Annotated in this window: 11 protein-coding genes; 5 read left to right on the top strand and 6 right to left on the bottom strand. The window is 58.2% G+C overall.

Translation table 11 applies throughout. The features are described 5' to 3' along the window. Positions 1-22 precede the first annotated feature (22 nt). Together treC and treP are read right to left on the bottom strand one after the other, a co-directional pair. On the bottom strand, positions 23-1,672 hold the full coding sequence (treC, locus tag ACZ0A4_RS18120) for an alpha,alpha-phosphotrehalase (RefSeq protein ID WP_463575858.1): 1,650 nt from the start codon (positions 1,670-1,672) through the stop codon (positions 23-25). Between the two features lie 90 nt (positions 1,673-1,762). Next, positions 1,763-3,205 carry a PTS system trehalose-specific EIIBC component gene (gene treP / locus ACZ0A4_RS18125; protein WP_463575860.1) on the bottom strand — a complete coding sequence of 481 codons (1,443 nt, stop codon included), beginning with the start codon at positions 3,203-3,205 and terminating at the stop codon, positions 1,763-1,765. Positions 3,206-3,440: 235 nt separating this feature from the next. Between treP and treR the strand changes: the two genes are divergently transcribed. From treR to ACZ0A4_RS18145, 4 genes are all read left to right on the top strand, one after another. Continuing rightward, positions 3,441-4,145, top strand: a complete 705-nt coding sequence (gene treR, locus ACZ0A4_RS18130) for a trehalose operon repressor (RefSeq protein WP_034156275.1) — start codon at positions 3,441-3,443, stop codon at positions 4,143-4,145. A gap of 101 nt (positions 4,146-4,246) precedes the next feature. Then, on the top strand, positions 4,247-7,333 hold the full coding sequence (locus tag ACZ0A4_RS18135) for a membrane-targeted effector domain-containing toxin (RefSeq protein WP_463575861.1): 3,087 nt from the start codon (positions 4,247-4,249) through the stop codon (positions 7,331-7,333). Positions 7,334-7,588: 255 nt separating this feature from the next. Beyond that, positions 7,589-10,480 (top strand): membrane-targeted effector domain-containing toxin, encoded by a 2,892-nt coding sequence (locus tag ACZ0A4_RS18140; protein ID WP_463575862.1) that lies wholly within the window; start codon positions 7,589-7,591, stop codon positions 10,478-10,480. Continuing rightward, the gene (locus ACZ0A4_RS18145) at positions 10,435-10,725 is read left to right on the top strand and encodes a hypothetical protein (protein ID WP_463575863.1); all 291 of its coding nucleotides are present in this window, start codon (positions 10,435-10,437) and stop codon (positions 10,723-10,725) included. The genes ACZ0A4_RS18140 and ACZ0A4_RS18145 overlap by 46 nt, the downstream gene beginning before the upstream one ends. A 75-nt stretch (positions 10,726-10,800) precedes the next feature. Here the strand turns inward: ACZ0A4_RS18145 and guaA are convergent, their stop codons facing one another. The 4 genes from guaA to ACZ0A4_RS18165 form a co-directional block, all read right to left on the bottom strand. Continuing rightward, complete coding sequence (guaA, locus tag ACZ0A4_RS18150) at positions 10,801-12,378, bottom strand: glutamine-hydrolyzing GMP synthase (RefSeq protein ID WP_463575865.1); 1,578 nt, start codon at positions 12,376-12,378, stop codon at positions 10,801-10,803. A 99-nt stretch (positions 12,379-12,477) separates the two neighbouring features. Further along, positions 12,478-13,947 (bottom strand): IMP dehydrogenase, encoded by a 1,470-nt coding sequence (guaB, locus tag ACZ0A4_RS18155; protein WP_463575866.1) that lies wholly within the window; start codon positions 13,945-13,947, stop codon positions 12,478-12,480. A 116-nt stretch (positions 13,948-14,063) separates the two neighbouring features. After that, entirely contained in the window at positions 14,064-14,612 is a 549-nt protein-coding gene (locus ACZ0A4_RS18160; RefSeq protein WP_258675921.1) for a sugar ABC transporter ATPase, read from the bottom strand. 138 nt (positions 14,613-14,750) lie between these two features. After that, the gene (locus ACZ0A4_RS18165) at positions 14,751-15,518 is read right to left on the bottom strand and encodes a sulfite exporter TauE/SafE family protein (RefSeq protein ID WP_463575867.1); all 768 of its coding nucleotides are present in this window, start codon (positions 15,516-15,518) and stop codon (positions 14,751-14,753) included. A 100-nt stretch (positions 15,519-15,618) separates the two neighbouring features. Here ACZ0A4_RS18165 and ACZ0A4_RS18170 point away from each other — a divergent pair, with 100 nt between their 5' ends. Then, positions 15,619-16,563, top strand: coding sequence for a LysR family transcriptional regulator (locus ACZ0A4_RS18170; protein WP_463575868.1), 945 nt, complete (start codon positions 15,619-15,621; stop codon positions 16,561-16,563). Positions 16,564-16,602 lie beyond the last annotated feature (39 nt).

A 16,602-nucleotide genomic window follows, 5' to 3' on the forward strand; every position in this document is an offset into this window, starting at 1 on the left:
AGCTGGTTTTTTTAGTTAGATGTCAGGGATCGATCAGGTGCACGACGAATGACTCGTAAGGTCGCAACATCACAAGTCGCTTGCGCAACGGGCCGTCCGGATAATTGCTGATCAACTGTCGCTGGCTCATCGATTCACTGATGACCGTCGCCGGTAACTCCACTTCACACGGTGTCCCGTAAAAGTTGTTCACCACCAACAGGCGCTCGGCATCACCTTCACGCACATACGCCCAGACTTGCGGATGTTCCGCCAGCAATTGTCGGTACAGCCCTTCGGTGATCAACGGCTCGTGACGACGTAACGCGATCAGACGGCGGTAGTGATGCAACACCGACTCAGGGTCATCGAGCTGGTGGGCAACGTTGATCTGCGCGGCATTGGCCGGCACGCCGATCCACGGTTCGACGCTACTGAAACCGGCGTTCGGGCCGGCGTCCCAGTGCATCGGTGTACGGCCGTTATCGCGGGACTTCTGCATGATCGCCGCCATGTTGTCGGCATCGCTGCTGCCGGCTTCGCGCTTGAGGCGAAAGATGTTCAGCGTCTCGACATCGCGATAATGCTCGATCGACTCGAACCCCGGATTGGTCATGCCCAATTCTTCGCCCTGATACACGAACGGCGTGCCCTGCAGAAAGTGCAGTGCGGTGCCGAGCATCTTCGCCGACAGTTCCCGGTACTCGCCGTCATGGCCGAAGCGCGAAACCACTCGCGGTTGATCATGGTTACACCAGAACAGCGCGTTCCAGCCGCCACCGGCCTGCATGCCGGTCTGCCAGTCGGACAGAATCCCCTTGAGCTGAAGGAAATCGAAATCCGCGCGCACCCACTTTTGCAGGTTCGGATAATCGACTTTCAGGTGATGAAAGTTGAAGGTCATCGACAGTTCTTTCGACTGCGGATTCGAATAACGAATGCAGTGTTCGAGGCTGGTCGATGACATCTCGCCGACATTGATCAGCTCGTGCCCTTCGAAGACTTCGCGGTGCATCTGCTGCAAGTACGCGTGGACATTCGGTCCGTCGGTATAAAAGCGTCGGCCGTCGCTGCGGTCCTCCGGAAAGTCTTCGGGCTTGGAGATCAGATTGATCACATCGAGACGAAAACCACCCACGCCCTTGTCCCGCCAGAACTGCATCATCCGGAACACTTCGGCGCGGACCTCGGGATTGTCCCAATTCAGGTCGGCCTGGGTGTGGTCGAACAGATGCAGGTAGTACTGACCGGTCTGCGCTTCGTACTCCCAGGCGGAACCGCCGAATTTGGATTCCCAGTTGTTTGGCTGATCGCGCCAGATGTAGAAATCACGGTAAGGGTTGTCGAGGCTGCTGCGCGCCTGCTGGAACCATACGTGTTCGATCGAGGTGTGATTGACCACGATGTCGAGCATCAGCTTGATCCCGCGCTTGCCCGCTTCAGCGATCAGCAATTCACAATCGGCCATGCTGCCGTAGCTCGGATCGATGGCGTAGTAATCGCTGATGTCGTAGCCGTTATCGCGTTGCGGCGAACGCAGGAATGGCGTGATCCACAAGCAGTCGACACCCAGCCAGTGCAGGTAGTCGAGCTTGGCAACGATACCGAGCAGATCACCTGTCGGGTTGCCGGCGTGGCTATGAAAGCTCTTCGGATAAATCTGGTAGATCACCGAACGTTGCCAGTCTTGCATGGCACAACTCCTTCAATAAGTCGGTGCAGCTCGCGCCCACATTGAAATGCGATCAACTGTGGGAGCGAGCTTGCTCGCGAAAGCGCTTGATCAGGCAACCCGATAACCGGGCCGGACAATCTTCATGCTCAATGCACAGGTCAGAACAAACGGCACGAGCATGGCAATCAGCATCCCCAGCACAAACATCGGGATGTACTGCGGAATGATCGAGATGAATCCTGGCAGGCCACCGACGCCGATGGCCGAGGCCTGAACCTTGTTCAACGACAGAAACACACAGCCCAGCGCCGAGCCCGTCAACGCGGCGTAAAACGGAAACTTGTAGCGCAAATTGACGCCGAACATCGCTGGCTCGGTGATACCGAAGTAGGCGGAAATCGCCGAGGTCGATGCCATGCTCTTGTCCCGCGCATTACGGGTCATCCAGAACACCGCCAATGCATCACTGCCCTGAGCGAGGTTGGACATGACGATCATCGGCCAGATAAAAGTGCCGCCTTGGGTCGAGATCAATTGCAGATCGACCGCGAGAAACATGTGGTGCATGCCGGTGATCACCAGCGGCGCATACAGCAGGCCGAAAATCGCGCCACCCACCATCGGCGCAAGGTCAAACAACATGACCAGGCCTTCGGTGATGAAGATACCGATGTGGCGAGTCACCGGGCCGATCACCGCCAGCGCCAGCACGCCCGTAACGACGATGGTGGTGATCGGCACCACAAGCAATTGAATGGCGTTGGGCACGCGCGCGCGCAACCATTTTTCGATGACGCTCATCACATAGGCGGCCAGCAGAATCGGCAGGATCTGCCCCTGATAACCGACTTTTTCCACCTGGAACAACCCGAGAATGTCGAAGTACGGCAACTGCTGCCCATCCAGCCCGGCCACGGCCTTGCCGTAGTTCCAGGCGTTGAGCAGATCGGGGTGCACCAGCATCAGGCCGAGCACAATGCCGAGGATTTCGCTGCCGCCAAAGCGTTTGGCCGCCGACCAGCCCACCAGCGCCGGCAAAAACACGAACGAGGTGTTGGCCATCAGGTTGATCAGGCTCCACAGCCCGTCGAGTTTCGGGTAGGCATCGAGCAGGGTTTGCCCTTCGATGAACATGCCTTTGGCGCCGAGCAGATTGTTGATGCCCATCAACAGGCCGGCAATGATCAGCGCCGGCAGGATCGGCATGAACACGTCGGAAAACACCCGCACCAGCCGCTGCATGGCGTTGATCTTTTCGGCGCTTTTCTGTTTGACGTCAGCGATGGTGGACGCCGCGAGACCGGTCTGGCGACGCAGTTCGGCATAGACCTTTTCCACTTCGCCCGGACCGATTACCACCTGATACAAGCCGCCGGTGAAGAACGAGCCTTTGACCAGATCGATCTGATTGAGCGTGGCAGTGTCGACCAGGCTCGGGTCCTTCAGGGCCAGTCGCAACCGCGTGACGCAATGGGCGGCCTGCTCGAGGTTGTCACTGCCGCCGAGGCTGTGCAGCAATTGCCTGGCAATGTTCGGATAGTCGTGGCTCATGCTTGTTCTTCCGCTGTGGATTGTTGTTATTGGCAGCACGCCGAAGCGAAAAATACTCGTCTGTACGAGTTAATGCAACAACTCGTACAGACGAGTTTGTTTATGTATATTCCCGCCAGACCGAAGACGAATTTTCCTACTCAGCCCTAAGGTGATTTCCATCGTCCACATGGACAAAGCCCTACCCTGGCCTTAAGGTTCGAAGCTTTGAGCACAGTCGGCACCGAGCCTCCCCATGAGCAAATACAACCAGATCTATAGCGATCTGCTGGCCAGCATCACGACTGAGCGCCTGGAGCGCGGCGCCCGCCTGCCTTCCGAAACCGAACTGATGGACAGCTATCAGGCCAGCCGCGGCACGGTGCGCAAGGCTATCGAACTGCTTCAGGAGCGCGGCTTTGCGCAGAAAATCCACGGCAAAGGCACCTTCGTGCTTTCGACCAACCCGATCGAATTTCAGCTCGGTGGCATCGTCAGCTTTCAGGAAACCTACCCGCGTCTTGGCAACGACGTCAGCACCGAAGTGGTCGAACTGAGCCAGATCCCGCTCGAAGGCGCCCTGCTTGAGCACATCCATGCCGAACCGGGCAGCCTCATCACCCGGATCAAGCGTGTGCGGCGGATCGATGGCAAACGGGTCATCCTCGACATCAACCATTTCGTCAGCGAAGTGATTCCCGGCCTGTCCCTCGACATCGCCGAACAGTCGATCTACGCCCATATCGAACAGACCCTGCAGTTACAGATTGCCTACGCCCAACGCACCATCGAAGCGGTGCCGCGCAGCAAGGACGATCAATTGCACCTGGACCTCGACGGCCAGAGCCATGTGATCGTGGTCAGCAACCAGACCTTCCTTCAAGACGGTCGTCAGTTCGAGTACACCGAATCACGGCACACCCTCGACAAGTTCTACTTTTCCGACGTGGCACGGCGCTGACCCAGGCACGTTTTCAACGATCATGTGCGGTACATATGTAGTGCACTCCCCTTGAGCGAATCGGCCATGCTCGGCCTTCATTTCTCAAGGATGGAGAAAGCATGTACGCCACCCAACCAAGCTCTCTGCCGAACGCGGCCGACAAGGCGGCTCTGAAGCGAATCGCCTATACCGTCGTGCAGAACTGCCCCGGCCTGCAGGACGCCGCCCATGAAGCGGCCCGTGACCTGCTGGAAGCCAAAGACCTGTCCAGCCTTGATCCGGATCAGGTTTATTTTCATCGTTTCAAGACGGCCCAGAGCAGCACCCGATCGTTTACCGGATGGGAGCACCTCCGCGAAAAACCCTACGAATCGATGACCCTGACGCAGTTGGTGATTCATCGTTTTCGCGCCACCGACCAGGACAACGCCGATCTTCTCGATCTGTACGGTGGCTTCTATACGGAAGCTCCGCAGTCTGAGAATTTCGACGAAAAGAACCAGGTGCGCCTGCATGGCAATGAGGTCTTGAATGCGTTCTGGAACCTCGATTTCAGCGGGCACTACACTGCCATTCTGACGGACTTCTGGAACAGTCACGGCGAGGATTTCCGCACCTTGGCCAAGTGCAATTTCCTTAGCCGTGCGGTACAGGCTCTGGATCTTGGGCAACTCACCGGCAGTGACTTCCAATGGCTGGTGGACACGGTGGTGGGGCCTGTCAGCTGGCCGATAACCCTGAGCATGCTGCAAGCGAGTCACACGCCAACGGGGGATGTTTGCGCCTTCGACGTTGACGGGCACGTCGCCACGCAACTGCTGCGCATCGTTGACCCCGCCGGCCGGCAGGTTATCTATCTACCCAGTGAAACCAATGCGTTCGTGATCAAGGAAACCGCTGCCGACCTGCATTGGTGGCTGCTGGATCAAATGAATGACGCGAAACGTCGCCAAGCCTTTATGGATCATTTTGCCCTCGCTGATCGTCAGCACATGACTGAAAACCTCGCTGATCTGATGAATCGGCTGGTGGGCACCTGGGGCCGGGCCGACCATCACCTGATCAACCGTACAAACCTGGTGCTGACCGATGATGCATTCAGTTGGCTGCGCGACTCGACCCGCCAGGCAATGTTCGCAGAAGCCCACCTGTCCCTGACATCGAATGGTGATCTGCGCAAAAAGCTGTGGATCGGTTATCTGAGTGCGGGACTCAAGGTGTTTGGACCGATGGCCACTGTCGGTTGGCCGCTGGCGTTGCCGGTGATTGGTGCCACCGTTGCGAGCATGGGGCTGAATATCGATCAGGCACAAAACGGCAAGACTAACGCTGAACGCAAGGCCGGCGTGCTGGGTGCGGCACTAAGTGGCATCAACCTGTTATTCAACCTTCCATTGCTGATCGGCACCGGGCCGATGCTGGAGATTGGCGCCGAGGTCGAGGCGGCAGAGGCCGCAGAAATGGCCGAGTACAGTGAAGCCTTGAATCCTGACGCCGAGGCCGACACTCCACCGCAGATCATGGTGCCGGACGATGTCGACATCACCGTGCCGAATCTTGATGAAACAGTGCTGGTCCCGGCGCAGAACGCCCCACCGCCACCGGTGCCCGAACGCTATCAATGCAACGAGCTGCTCGATGGCACAGCACTCGGCGAGGAGTCCGGGAAATTCCACGGTGTCTACCGTCTCGACTCTGATCCTCCCTATGCCATTCTGATGAATGACGCGCCGTACTACGTGCGCTACTTCACCAACTCTCGCGGCAGTGGCGACTGGGCAATCGTCGACCCGGAGCGTCCCAACCAGCTCGTCCACGCCTTGCCGATCCGCCTCAATGGCGAAGGTGAATGGGAGCGCATGTCAGCACTGGGGCTCAGAGGTGGAGGCCAATGCATGGGCAAGCCATGCGCCCCTGATATCGAACTCGATACCTTCGAACCTGCATCACCGGAGACGCCCGTGCAACCAGCGGCAGAACCGCAACCCCCGACATCACGGCCCCCGCGTCCGGTGACCAGTGCCTACGACATCGACCCGCTTGTGCGCCGTTCGCTTAAAGCCTGGGCGTTGAACCTCAACGAAACCCATGCCCAGTTGCAGCCCGATGGGGCCGGCGGTTTTGGCATGGATGACCCGTTCGAGTTGTACGCCGCCGGTAAGCGCCAGCTCTTGCAGAGTTCAGCCCGAGGCTTTTTCAGGAACCTGCCGTGGATTATTCAGCCTGCGCGACCGGCAATACCCGGGATCAACCGCCTGATGCCACTGACCGAACTTGTCGATGAAATTTTTGAAAGTGCTTCAGGGCTGGTGGTGGGAGAAACCCTTGATCGCATCGCCAGCCTGCGTTTTCTGATTGAAAGCATGCCGGCGCTGTCCCGCCACGCGAAAACCCTCTACATGCGCGGGTTGCTTAGTGACTTCGCTCAGGTTGAACTGAACCGCTACTTCACCAGCGGCCAGATGACCGTGGATTTACGCAATTACCTGAACAGCCTCGGCACCGATCCTGGCGGTCGATTCAACCCACTGGAACTGGTCCAGGTTGCGCGAGCGAACGGGGTTCGGGTCCAGGCGATCGACTGCGCGGCGAGCTACAAAATGAAAACCCCGCTGCCCTCCGTCGACGAACAAATGATGAGCACCTACCTGACCAATGACATCATGACCGGCGACGTCTACCTCAACAGCCCGGAGAAATGGATCGTCGTGACGGATGCTCACAACACCAACAGCTTCAGAGGACTGCTTGGCATCAGCGAATTGAAGGGAGGAATCGGCCTGCGAATCGATGAAGTCGGCGCCGGTGCAGAGCTGGGTGTGGATGTCGATCCGGGCATTGAAGTCCCACGCGGCAGCTCGCCCGGTGGCACTGTCAGGCAAGGAAATCCGGATCTTCTGCGCGCCGACTTGCGCTTGAAAGTCCAGGCACCCGAGCTGGCCTGGAGCGAAGAGACGCTGGAGAATCTTTTATACAGGCGTGGCATGTATCTGTTCGAAAAAGCAGGCGACAGCTACACACTGATCCACCGCAGCAAACAAGGCTTGCTGCAACGCACACCGATCGCTCGATTGAATGAAGGCAAGGTCTCGCTCCACCGACCTGCGTGGCAGCGTGTGAATGACATCGAGTTCGCCAACCTGCAGGAAATGTCTCAGCGGTTGTCCGATACCGGACTGATATTGCGTAGCCGAATCCCTGATTGAGGCTCTCCGGTTAAACATGAGCAAGGGAAACCCGACAACAAAAAAATGCCCGTCAGCAAAACTGACGGGCATTTTTCATCAACCTTCCTCTGCGCTTGTGAAGCCCGCTAGCGCCTGAAGAGCGCCCTGCAAACAGTCCTCCTCCCGCACTCCCACTCTATTATCAATAGGCCGCAATCTGCGGTAGCCAGCTAGTGCACTCCCCTTGAGCGAATCGGTCATGCTCAATCTTTGTTTCTCAAGGATGAAGAACGCATGACCTCTCCCGAACGACGCCTCCTGCCAAACGCAGCGGATAAAACTGCCCTCAAAGCCATTGCCGCGACTATCGTGCAAACCTGCCCGAGTCTGCACGACGCAGCCCGTCAAGTTGCCAACGAAATCCTCGCGGACAAAGGACTGTCCGGCCTCGATCCCGACCGGATTTACTTTCACCGTTTCAAAACGGCGCAAAGCAGCGCATTGACCTTCACGGGTTGGGAACATGTGCTGGAAAAGCCTTACGAAACCCTCACTCTCACGCAGTTGGTGATCCATCGCTTTCGTGCGACCGATCAAGACAACGCAGATCTGCTTGGCCTCTACTGCGGTTTCTACTCGGATGGCCCGGAGGCGGAAAATTTCAATCAGAGCAATGAAGTGCGGTTGTTGGGTAGCGACGTGCTGAAGGCGTTCTGGGACGTCGACTTCAGCGCGCGCTACACAGGTCAACTGACGACATTCTGGCAAACCTCATCGGATGATTTCCGCGCCCTGGCAAAGTGCAATTTTCTCAGTCTGGCGGTGCAGGCGCTGCAACAGGGTGACCTTGATGGAACTGATTTTCAGCGCATCGTCGGCTCGGTCATCGGGCCCGTCACCTGGCCCGTTACCTTGCCAATGCTGCAAGCGTTACACCCGGTCGGTGCACAAGTGCGGACGCTGGACCTCGATGGCCACGTAGCCTCCAATGTGTTGCGTCTGGTGCAAGACAGTGGCCGCCAGACCCTTTACCTGCCAGGCGAAGCCCGCGCATTCCGCTTGATGGACAATGAGGCGGATCTGCATTGGTGGATGCTTGAGCAGATGAATTCAGAGGACAAACGCACGGCGTTTCTCCAGCATTTCCCCCTGGCTGATCGCAATCACATGAGCGAAAACCTCACCGATCTGATGAACCGTCTGGTGAACAGCTGGGGTCACAGCGATCACCGCATGATCAATCGCAGCAGCGTCGCGATCAGCGGTGACGCATTCACTTGGTTGAGCGAGTCGACACGCACCGGCATGGTTGCCGAGGCACACTTGGTGCTCACGTCCAACAGCGACCTGCGCAAAAAACTCTGGATCGGTTATTTGAGTGCCGGGCTGAAAGTATTCGGCCCGATGGCAGCGGTGGGCTGGCCTGTGGCGTTGCCTTTGATTGGCGCCAGCATCGCGAACATGGGATTGAACATCGATCAGGCCATCAACGGCACCACGCCAACCGAACGCAAGGCCGGTGTTACCGGCGCAGTGCTCAATGCGATCGACATTGTCTTCAACATCCCGTTTCTGATCAGCACTGGCGCGCAACTTGAAGTGGGCCCGCAGGTGGAGTTTGCCGAAGCTGAAGAAATGCGCGGGTTGATCGAGTTCACTTCGCCTGATGCCCCCTTCTTGCCGCCTCTGGACCAACCGCCAGTCACAGCGGTTAGTCCACAGGCGACCGTTGAGATGACAAACGAAATCCCCACCGAGACTACCATCGCATCCACCCGGCAGTTGGCCCCAGTTGCTGCGCGCCAAGGTTCGTCTTTTCCAAAGATTCCTGGCAAATATCGATGCAACGAGTTACTTGCAAACCGTTCTATAGAGGCAGCGCCAGGCAAATATGAGGGCATTTACCGCTTGGACAATGAGCCGGGCTATGCCATCGAAATGGATGGCGCCGCGTACTACGTGCGCTACTTTGCCGACTCCGAGGGCGCTGGCGACTGGGCCATCGTCAATCCCGAGCGACCCAATCAGTTCGCTTACTCGTTGCCGGTACGCTTCGCTAGCAGCGGCAAGTGGGAACGCATACCCGCATTGCGTCTCCGCGGAGGTGGCCAATGCGTGGGCAAGGCCTGTTTGCTGCTCAGTGACCTTTCCTCGTCCTCGGACCCGGCGTCTTTAACCCCATCAGCGGAGCTTCCCCTCGTCGAAGCGGTTTCACCCGTTGCGCGACCGCTGCGTCTGGTTACCCAGCTCAACGACATCGCAGGAATCGACATGGCGAAAATGAAAAGATGGGCAATGAACCTGCCCGAGACTTTCGCCGAGCTCTCCAGTGCAAACCGCGATAGACCATCAACCGCCGATACGTATGCGGCCTATTTCCGCGAAAGACGCACGTCCCTGCTAAACGAGGCCAAAGAGTATTACTCAGAGCTGAACTGGACCAACCTGCCCGCACGGCCAGTCATCCCGCCAATCGATCCCGAGATGCAGACGGCTGAGTTGATTGATCGCATCTTTGCCAATACCGATGGACTGGTCGTCGGCGAATCCCTTGATCGCATCGCCAGCATGCGTTTCATGATCGAAAACATGCCGGCGTTCGCACGGCATATCGACGTACTTTACGTACGGGGTTTGCTGAGCGATTTTGCCCAGGCAGAACTCAACGACTTTTACCTGACAGGAGAGATGTCAGAGGATCTTCGAGGCTACTTGTCCAGCCTCGGTACCGACCCTGATGACCGACTCAACATCCTTGAACTGATCAAGACGGCCCAGGCCAATGGCATCCGCACCCAAGGTCTTGAACTCGCGCATAGCTGCAAACTGAAGGTACCGCTGACTTCGATCGAAGAGCAGATGATCCGCGCCCGGCTCGCCTCGCAAATCATGTGGGGTGACGAGCCCTCAACAGACCAGGCAAATGGGTTGCCCTGGTCGAGGCAACGAACACCAATACTTTCAGAAATCTGCCAGGCATCAGCGAACTCAGGGGCGCCATCGGTTTACGGATCGAAGAAGCGGTGTCCACCGAAGTGGCCGGCATCAGTATTGACCCGGGTCTGGAAGTCGCTCGGGGCCCGTTTGATAACGGGGCATCAACGCGCAACTCATCGGACTTTCTATTCGCGGACCTGCGCGTGCAGATCGAAACACCTGTGCCGCAATGGACCGAGGCAACGGTGAATGCACTGCTGAATCGCAACGGCATGTTCATGTTCGAAAAAACGCAGAATGCATTCACGCTTGTGCGTCGCAACAGCGACGGCAATATTGTTCGAACAATGGTGAATCGCCGCGGGGATGGTCAGGTGTACATCTGGGCACAGTCGATGCCGCGGATCAGCGGCATCATGTTCCGTGACATCGGCGCGTTATCCCAGCGCCTGATAGAGATCGGCTTGACCCTGCAAAGTCGCTTACCCGGCTAACTGTTTTCAAGCCATGAAACGAAAAAACCCTTGGCTTCAGGCCAAGGGTTTTTCGTTAATCAACTTGTAGCGGGATCATTCCCACTCAATGGTCGCCGGCGGCTTGCTCGACACGTCGTAGGTGACGCGAGAGATGCCTTCGATTTCATTGATGATGCGGCCGGAGATGGTTTCCAGCAGTTCGTAAGGCAGGTGGGCCCAACGCGCGGTCATGAAGTCGATGGTTTCCACGGCACGCAGGGCAACCACCCAAGCGTAACGACGGCCATCGCCGACCACGCCAACCGATTTCACCGGCTGGAACACGACGAACGCCTGGCTGACTTTGTGGTACCAGTCGGCTTTACGCAGTTCTTCGATGAAGATGTGGTCAGCGCGACGCAGCAGGTCGGCGTATTCCTTTTTCACTTCACCGAGGATGCGCACGCCCAGGCCCGGGCCCGGGAACGGGTGACGGTAGACCATGTCGTACGGCAGGCCCAGTTCCAGGCCCAGACGACGGACTTCGTCCTTGAACAGTTCGCGCAGTGGCTCGACCAGTTTCAGGTTCATCTCTTCCGGCAGGCCGCCCACGTTGTGGTGCGACTTGATCACGTGGGCCTTGCCGCTTTTCGCGCCAGCCGACTCGATCACGTCCGGGTAGATGGTGCCCTGAGCGAGGTACTTGATGTTGTCCAGTTTGTTCGACTGGGCATCGAATACGTCGATGAAGGTGCGACCGATGATCTTGCGCTTCTTCTCCGGGTCGGCTTCGCCGGCCAGGTTGTTCAGGAACTGCTCTTCAGCGTTGGCGCGGATAACTTTGACGCCCATGTTCTCGGCGAACATGGCCATCACTTGCTCGCCTTCGTGCAGACGCAGCAGGCCGTTGTCGACGAAGACGCAGGTCAGTTGGTCGCCAATGGCTTTGTGCAGCAGCGCAGCAACTACAGAGGAGTCAACGCCGCCGGACAGCCCCAGCAGCACGTTGTCGGTGCCGACTTGTGCGCGGATATTGGCGATGGCGTCTTCAGCGATCTTCGACGGCGTCCACAGGGCTTCACAGCCGCAGATGTCGAGAACAAAGCGCGACAGAATGCGACCGCCCTGTTTGGTGTGGGTCACTTCCGGGTGGAACTGCACGCCGTAGTAGCCACGGTCGTCGTTGAACATGCCGGCGATGGGGCAGCTTGGGGTGCTGGCGAGGACGTGGAAGTCTTCCGGCATCCTGGTGACCTTGTCACCGTGGCTCATCCACACGTCGAGGCCGAACAGGCCGTCGGCGTCGATGTGGTCTTCGATGCCGTCGAGCAGGCGGCTCTTGCCGACCACGTCGACGCGGGCGTAACCGAACTCACGCAGCTCGGAACCTTCAACCTTGCCGCCCAGTTGCTCGGCCATGGTCTGCATGCCGTAGCAGATACCGAAAACCGGTACGCCCAGATCGAACACTGCCTGTGGGCAGCGCGGGCTGTCGGCAACGTGCACGGACTCGGGGCCGCCGGCGAGGATGACGCCTTTAGGAGCGAATTCGCGGATCGCATCTTCGTCCATGTCGAACGGGTGCAGTTCGCAGTACACACCGATCTCGCGCACGCGGCGGGCGATCAGTTGGGTGTATTGCGAACCGAAGTCGAGGATCAGGATGCGGTGAGCGTGAATATCGAGGGCCATGATTCAGTCTCGTCTAAGTCATTCAGAAACAGTCGTGATTCAGAAACAACTCGGGGCTGAATCAAACAGCCCCGGTTGCTTACTTTATTGCTTGAAGGCTCAACCTACGCGGTAGTTTGGCGCTTCTTTGGTGATCTGCACGTCGTGAACGTGGGATTCGGCCATGCCGGCACCGGTGATCCGCACGAATTCAGGCTTGGTGCGCATTTCTTCGATGTCGGCGCTGCCGGTGTAACCCATCGAGGAACGCAGACCGCCCATCAGTTGGTGAATGATCGCGCTCAGGGTGCCTTTGTACGGCACACGGCCTTCGATGCCTTCCGGAACGAGTTTCTCGGCGCCTGCCGAGGAGTCCTGGAAGTAGCGGTCGGAAGAACCCTGGGCCTGGGACATGGCGCCCAGCGAACCCATGCCGCGATAAGCCTTGTACGAACGGCCCTGGAACAGTTCGATTTCGCCCGGCGCTTCTTCGGTACCGGCGAACATCGAGCCCATCATCACGCAGGAAGCACCGGCTACGATGGCCTTGGACAGGTCACCAGAGAAACGGATGCCGCCGTCGGCGATCAACGGAACGCCAGTGCCTTCAAGGGCAGCAGCAACGTTGGCGATGGCACTGATTTGCGGCACGCCGACGCCGGCGACGATACGAGTGGTGCAGATCGAGCCCGGGCCGATACCGACCTTGACTGCGTCAGCGCCTGCTTCGGCCAGAGCCTTGGCAGCGGCGCCGGTGGCGATGTTGCCGCCGATCACCTGCACTTCAGGGAAATTCTCTTTGACCCAGCGAACACGGTCGATCACGCCTTTGGAGTGGCCGTGCGCGGTATCGACTACCACGACGTCCACACCAGCGTTGACCAGAGCAGCGACGCGATCACCGGTGTCTTTACCGGTACCGACAGCAGCGCCCACGCGCAGACGACCTTGATCGTCCTTGCTGGCCAGCGGGTAGGCTTTGGCTTTTTCGATGTCTTTGACGGTCATCATGCCTTTGAGGGCAAACTTGTCATCAACGATCAGAACTTTTTCCAGACGGTGCTTGTGCAGCAACTCGCGGACTTCGTTCTTGTCGGCGCCTTCACGCACGGTGACCAAACGCTCTTTAGGCGTCATCACTTCACGTACGGTGGCTTCCAGACGGGTTTCGAAACGCACGTCACGGGAAGTGACGATGCCGACCAGGTCGCCATCGTGCAGAACCGGAACGCCGGAAATGTTGTGCATGCGGGTCAATTCGAACAGGTCACGCACCGTGGCATCTGCCTCGATGGTGATCGGATCCTTGACGACGCCGGCTTCGAACTTCTTGACCTTACGCACTTCGGCAGCTTGCTGCTCGATGGTCATGTTCTTGTGGATAATGCCGATGCCACCTTCCTGAGCCATGGCGATTGCCAGACGGGCTTCAGTAACGGTGTCCATTGCAGCAGAAACCAGAGGAATGTTCAGCTCGATGCCACGGGTAAGGCGGGTCTTGAGACTGACTTCGTTAGGAAGCACCTCGGAATAACCAGGCACTAGGAGAATGTCGTCGAATGTCAGAGCTTCTTGGCTGATACGCAGCATCGCGGGGGCTCCCGAGCGGGAAAATGGAAGCGCGCCATTATAGTCAGACACCCCCTGCTGTTCAATGTAAAACTCAGCTTAATATCAATGTTGCTGATATACGGAGATCCCCGGCCCTACAGCTCCACCTTGACCCAAGAGACAGGTTGATCGAGCCAATCGGCAAACTCATCGATAAAGCTTTGCTTGAAGCCCGCCTCCAGCCAGTTGTTGAAGATGAAACCAAGGTTGGAAAACGCGCATTCCTGCAGATACAGGAAACCGTTGATGTCGTCTTCATGCCCGCATTCGGGGCAGGTGAAGTTGTCCGTACGGCCAGGGAACCAGTCTTCAAGGCTTTCGAACAGTGCTTCGCCGACTTCACGACGGCACTCGGCGCAACCGGCTTCTTCGAGAAAGCCTTTGGCCGGGGTGTAGATGCAGCGCTTGGTGACGATTTCCAAGCCGTTGATCGGCTCACCAAACGGCAACGCTTGCGGGTGCAGCACCACGGCACGGGCGCCATCGGCAATCGCGTAAGCCATGCGGTTACCGGTGCGGCCGCAGGTACTAAGCTCTTCCTTGACGATATTCTTGCGTACCAGCCAGCGCACGATCGCCCGGGCCCGGGGTTCGTGGACCGGCAGGGTGGAGATTTTCGGGACGATGATGCTTTGCGAATTCATGGAAAGTCCTGCGGTATGGCTTCTGACGCCTTCGCGAGCAGGCTCGCTCCCACAATGGAATGCATTTCCCACAGAGGGAGCTAGCCTGCTCGCGAAGAGGCCCTAAAGGCCGGCAGCTTAATCCCTGACGAAATCCGGTCAAGTGCTGAGGTAGCGCCCGATCAACGCCAGCCCGCTCGCCAGCACCAACCATGTCACCAAACGCACGAACGCCTCGCGTGACAGCCGCATGGTCAACCGCCGCCCGATCCACAACCCCAACGCCATGGCCGGCAAGAAACACAGAGCCAGCATCAACAAGGGTAGCTCGGCATACACACCGGCGATGGCAAACAGACTCAAACGCACCACCGTGCTGCAACTGATCAGCGCACTTTGCGTGGCCCGGGCCGCGTCTTTGGGCAAGCGGCTGTTGAGATAGATCGCATAGAGAAACCCGCCACTGCCAAACAAAGCCCCAAACAAACCGCCGACCGTGCCCATCGGCAGCGCCCACGCTGCAGACAATTGCGTCGGCCGCGCTTTCACCCACAGGCTGTAAATCGCGTAAGCGGTGACAAACAGCCCCATCAACAGCAGCAATAAATCGGATTTCAGGTTGAGCAGGAAAATCACCCCCAGCGTACAACCGATCGCCATGCACGGCAGCAACCGCAACAACTCGGGCTTCGCCACATCCCGTCGCGACGGCAGCAGGTTGCCGAACGCCGCGACAAAATCCAGCAGCACCAGCAACGGTACGATCTTCGACAACGGCATGAAAAGAATCAGGATCGGCCCCGCTACCAACGCCGTGCCGAACCCGGCGATACCGAAGACGATATACGCCAGCACAATGCCCAACCCAATGACCACCCAGCCTTCGGCGCCCCACGACCACTCACTCAACAACCCCGCCACACTCATGGGTCTTCTTCCTTAATAAGCCTGGGATGACTTTAGCCAGCGCCGAGCGTTGCGACTAATATCTTCCACGTCGCTTACTCATCTCGAAAAGGCATGACTCGTGCTCTCCACCCGTCAATTGCGTTACTTCGTCGAAATCGCCGACTGCGGCAGTTTCAGTGAGGCGGCTGAACGGCTGTTTATTGCGCAATCGGCGCTGAGCCGGCAGATCAAGGACATGGAGGCGCGCCTGCAAACATCGCTGTTCGAACGCACGGCGCGCCAGCCCCGACTGACGGCGGCGGGTGAAGCTTTTCTGCCGCGTGCAAGAAATCTGCTCAATGAGCTGAGCAAAGCCAGCGCCATGGCCACTGAAGTCGGCAATGGCCAGCTCGGCACCTTGCGCCTCAGCCATTCCAGCACCGTATCGATCAGCGGGCGCTTGCTCGCTGATATCGGCGCCTATCTGCGGCAACAACCCGGCGTATCGCTGGATATCGGCAAACTGTCTTCGGAAGCGCAACTTGAAGAGTTGGCCGAGGGCCGACTCGATATTGGCTTGCTGCGCTTGCCCGTGTTGCGCCAGCGCGAAGGTATTCAGATTGTGCCGCTGTTCACTGAGCGATTGCTGCTGGCAGTTCCCATGGATCATCGGTTGGCCGCAGCTGAGCGTGTCGACCTGGCCCAACTGAAGGACGAAGCGTTCATCTCGATTCCGCATCCACAGCGCGGTGGCCTGAGCTATCTGTGTGCTGACCTGTGCATGCGTCAGGGTTTCTTCCCGAAAGGGGCGCGGGTGATGTCGCGCAAGACCACACAGTTACAGTTGATTCAGGCCGGGTTCGGCATCGCCCTGCTGCCGGAATCGATGCAGGACATCGCCCCGCCCGGTGTACGATTTTTGCCGCTGGCCGATCCCGACTGCCAAAGCACCGTCGCCCTCGCCTACCGACAGAACCCCACCCCGCTGATCCAGCACTTCCTCCAGACTTTTACAAATCCCCCCTGTGGGAGCGAGCCTGCTCGCGAAAGCGGACTGTCAGCCACTGAAGGTATCGAAGGATAAGACGCCTTCGCGAGCAAGCTCGCTCCCACAGGGATTTAT

This window comes from Pseudomonas sp. AC172 (genome assembly GCF_979258595.1).

What these genes read in the sequence shown, in the direction of transcription:
- treC (WP_463575858.1), bottom strand. Translation starts at nt 1,672, where the DNA reads ATGCAAGACTGGCAACGTTCGGTGATCTACCAGATTTATCCGAAGAGC.
- treP (WP_463575860.1), bottom strand. Translation starts at nt 3,205, where the DNA reads ATGAGCCACGACTATCCGAACATTGCCAGGCAATTGCTGCACAGCCTC.
- treR (WP_034156275.1), top strand. Translation starts at nt 3,441, where the DNA reads ATGAGCAAATACAACCAGATCTATAGCGATCTGCTGGCCAGCATCACG.
- ACZ0A4_RS18135 (WP_463575861.1), top strand. Translation starts at nt 4,247, where the DNA reads ATGTACGCCACCCAACCAAGCTCTCTGCCGAACGCGGCCGACAAGGCG.
- ACZ0A4_RS18140 (WP_463575862.1), top strand. Translation starts at nt 7,589, where the DNA reads ATGACCTCTCCCGAACGACGCCTCCTGCCAAACGCAGCGGATAAAACT.
- guaA (WP_463575865.1), bottom strand. Translation starts at nt 12,378, where the DNA reads ATGGCCCTCGATATTCACGCTCACCGCATCCTGATCCTCGACTTCGGT.
- guaB (WP_463575866.1), bottom strand. Translation starts at nt 13,947, where the DNA reads ATGCTGCGTATCAGCCAAGAAGCTCTGACATTCGACGACATTCTCCTA.
- ACZ0A4_RS18160 (WP_258675921.1), bottom strand. Translation starts at nt 14,612, where the DNA reads ATGAATTCGCAAAGCATCATCGTCCCGAAAATCTCCACCCTGCCGGTC.
- ACZ0A4_RS18165 (WP_463575867.1), bottom strand. Translation starts at nt 15,518, where the DNA reads ATGAGTGTGGCGGGGTTGTTGAGTGAGTGGTCGTGGGGCGCCGAAGGC.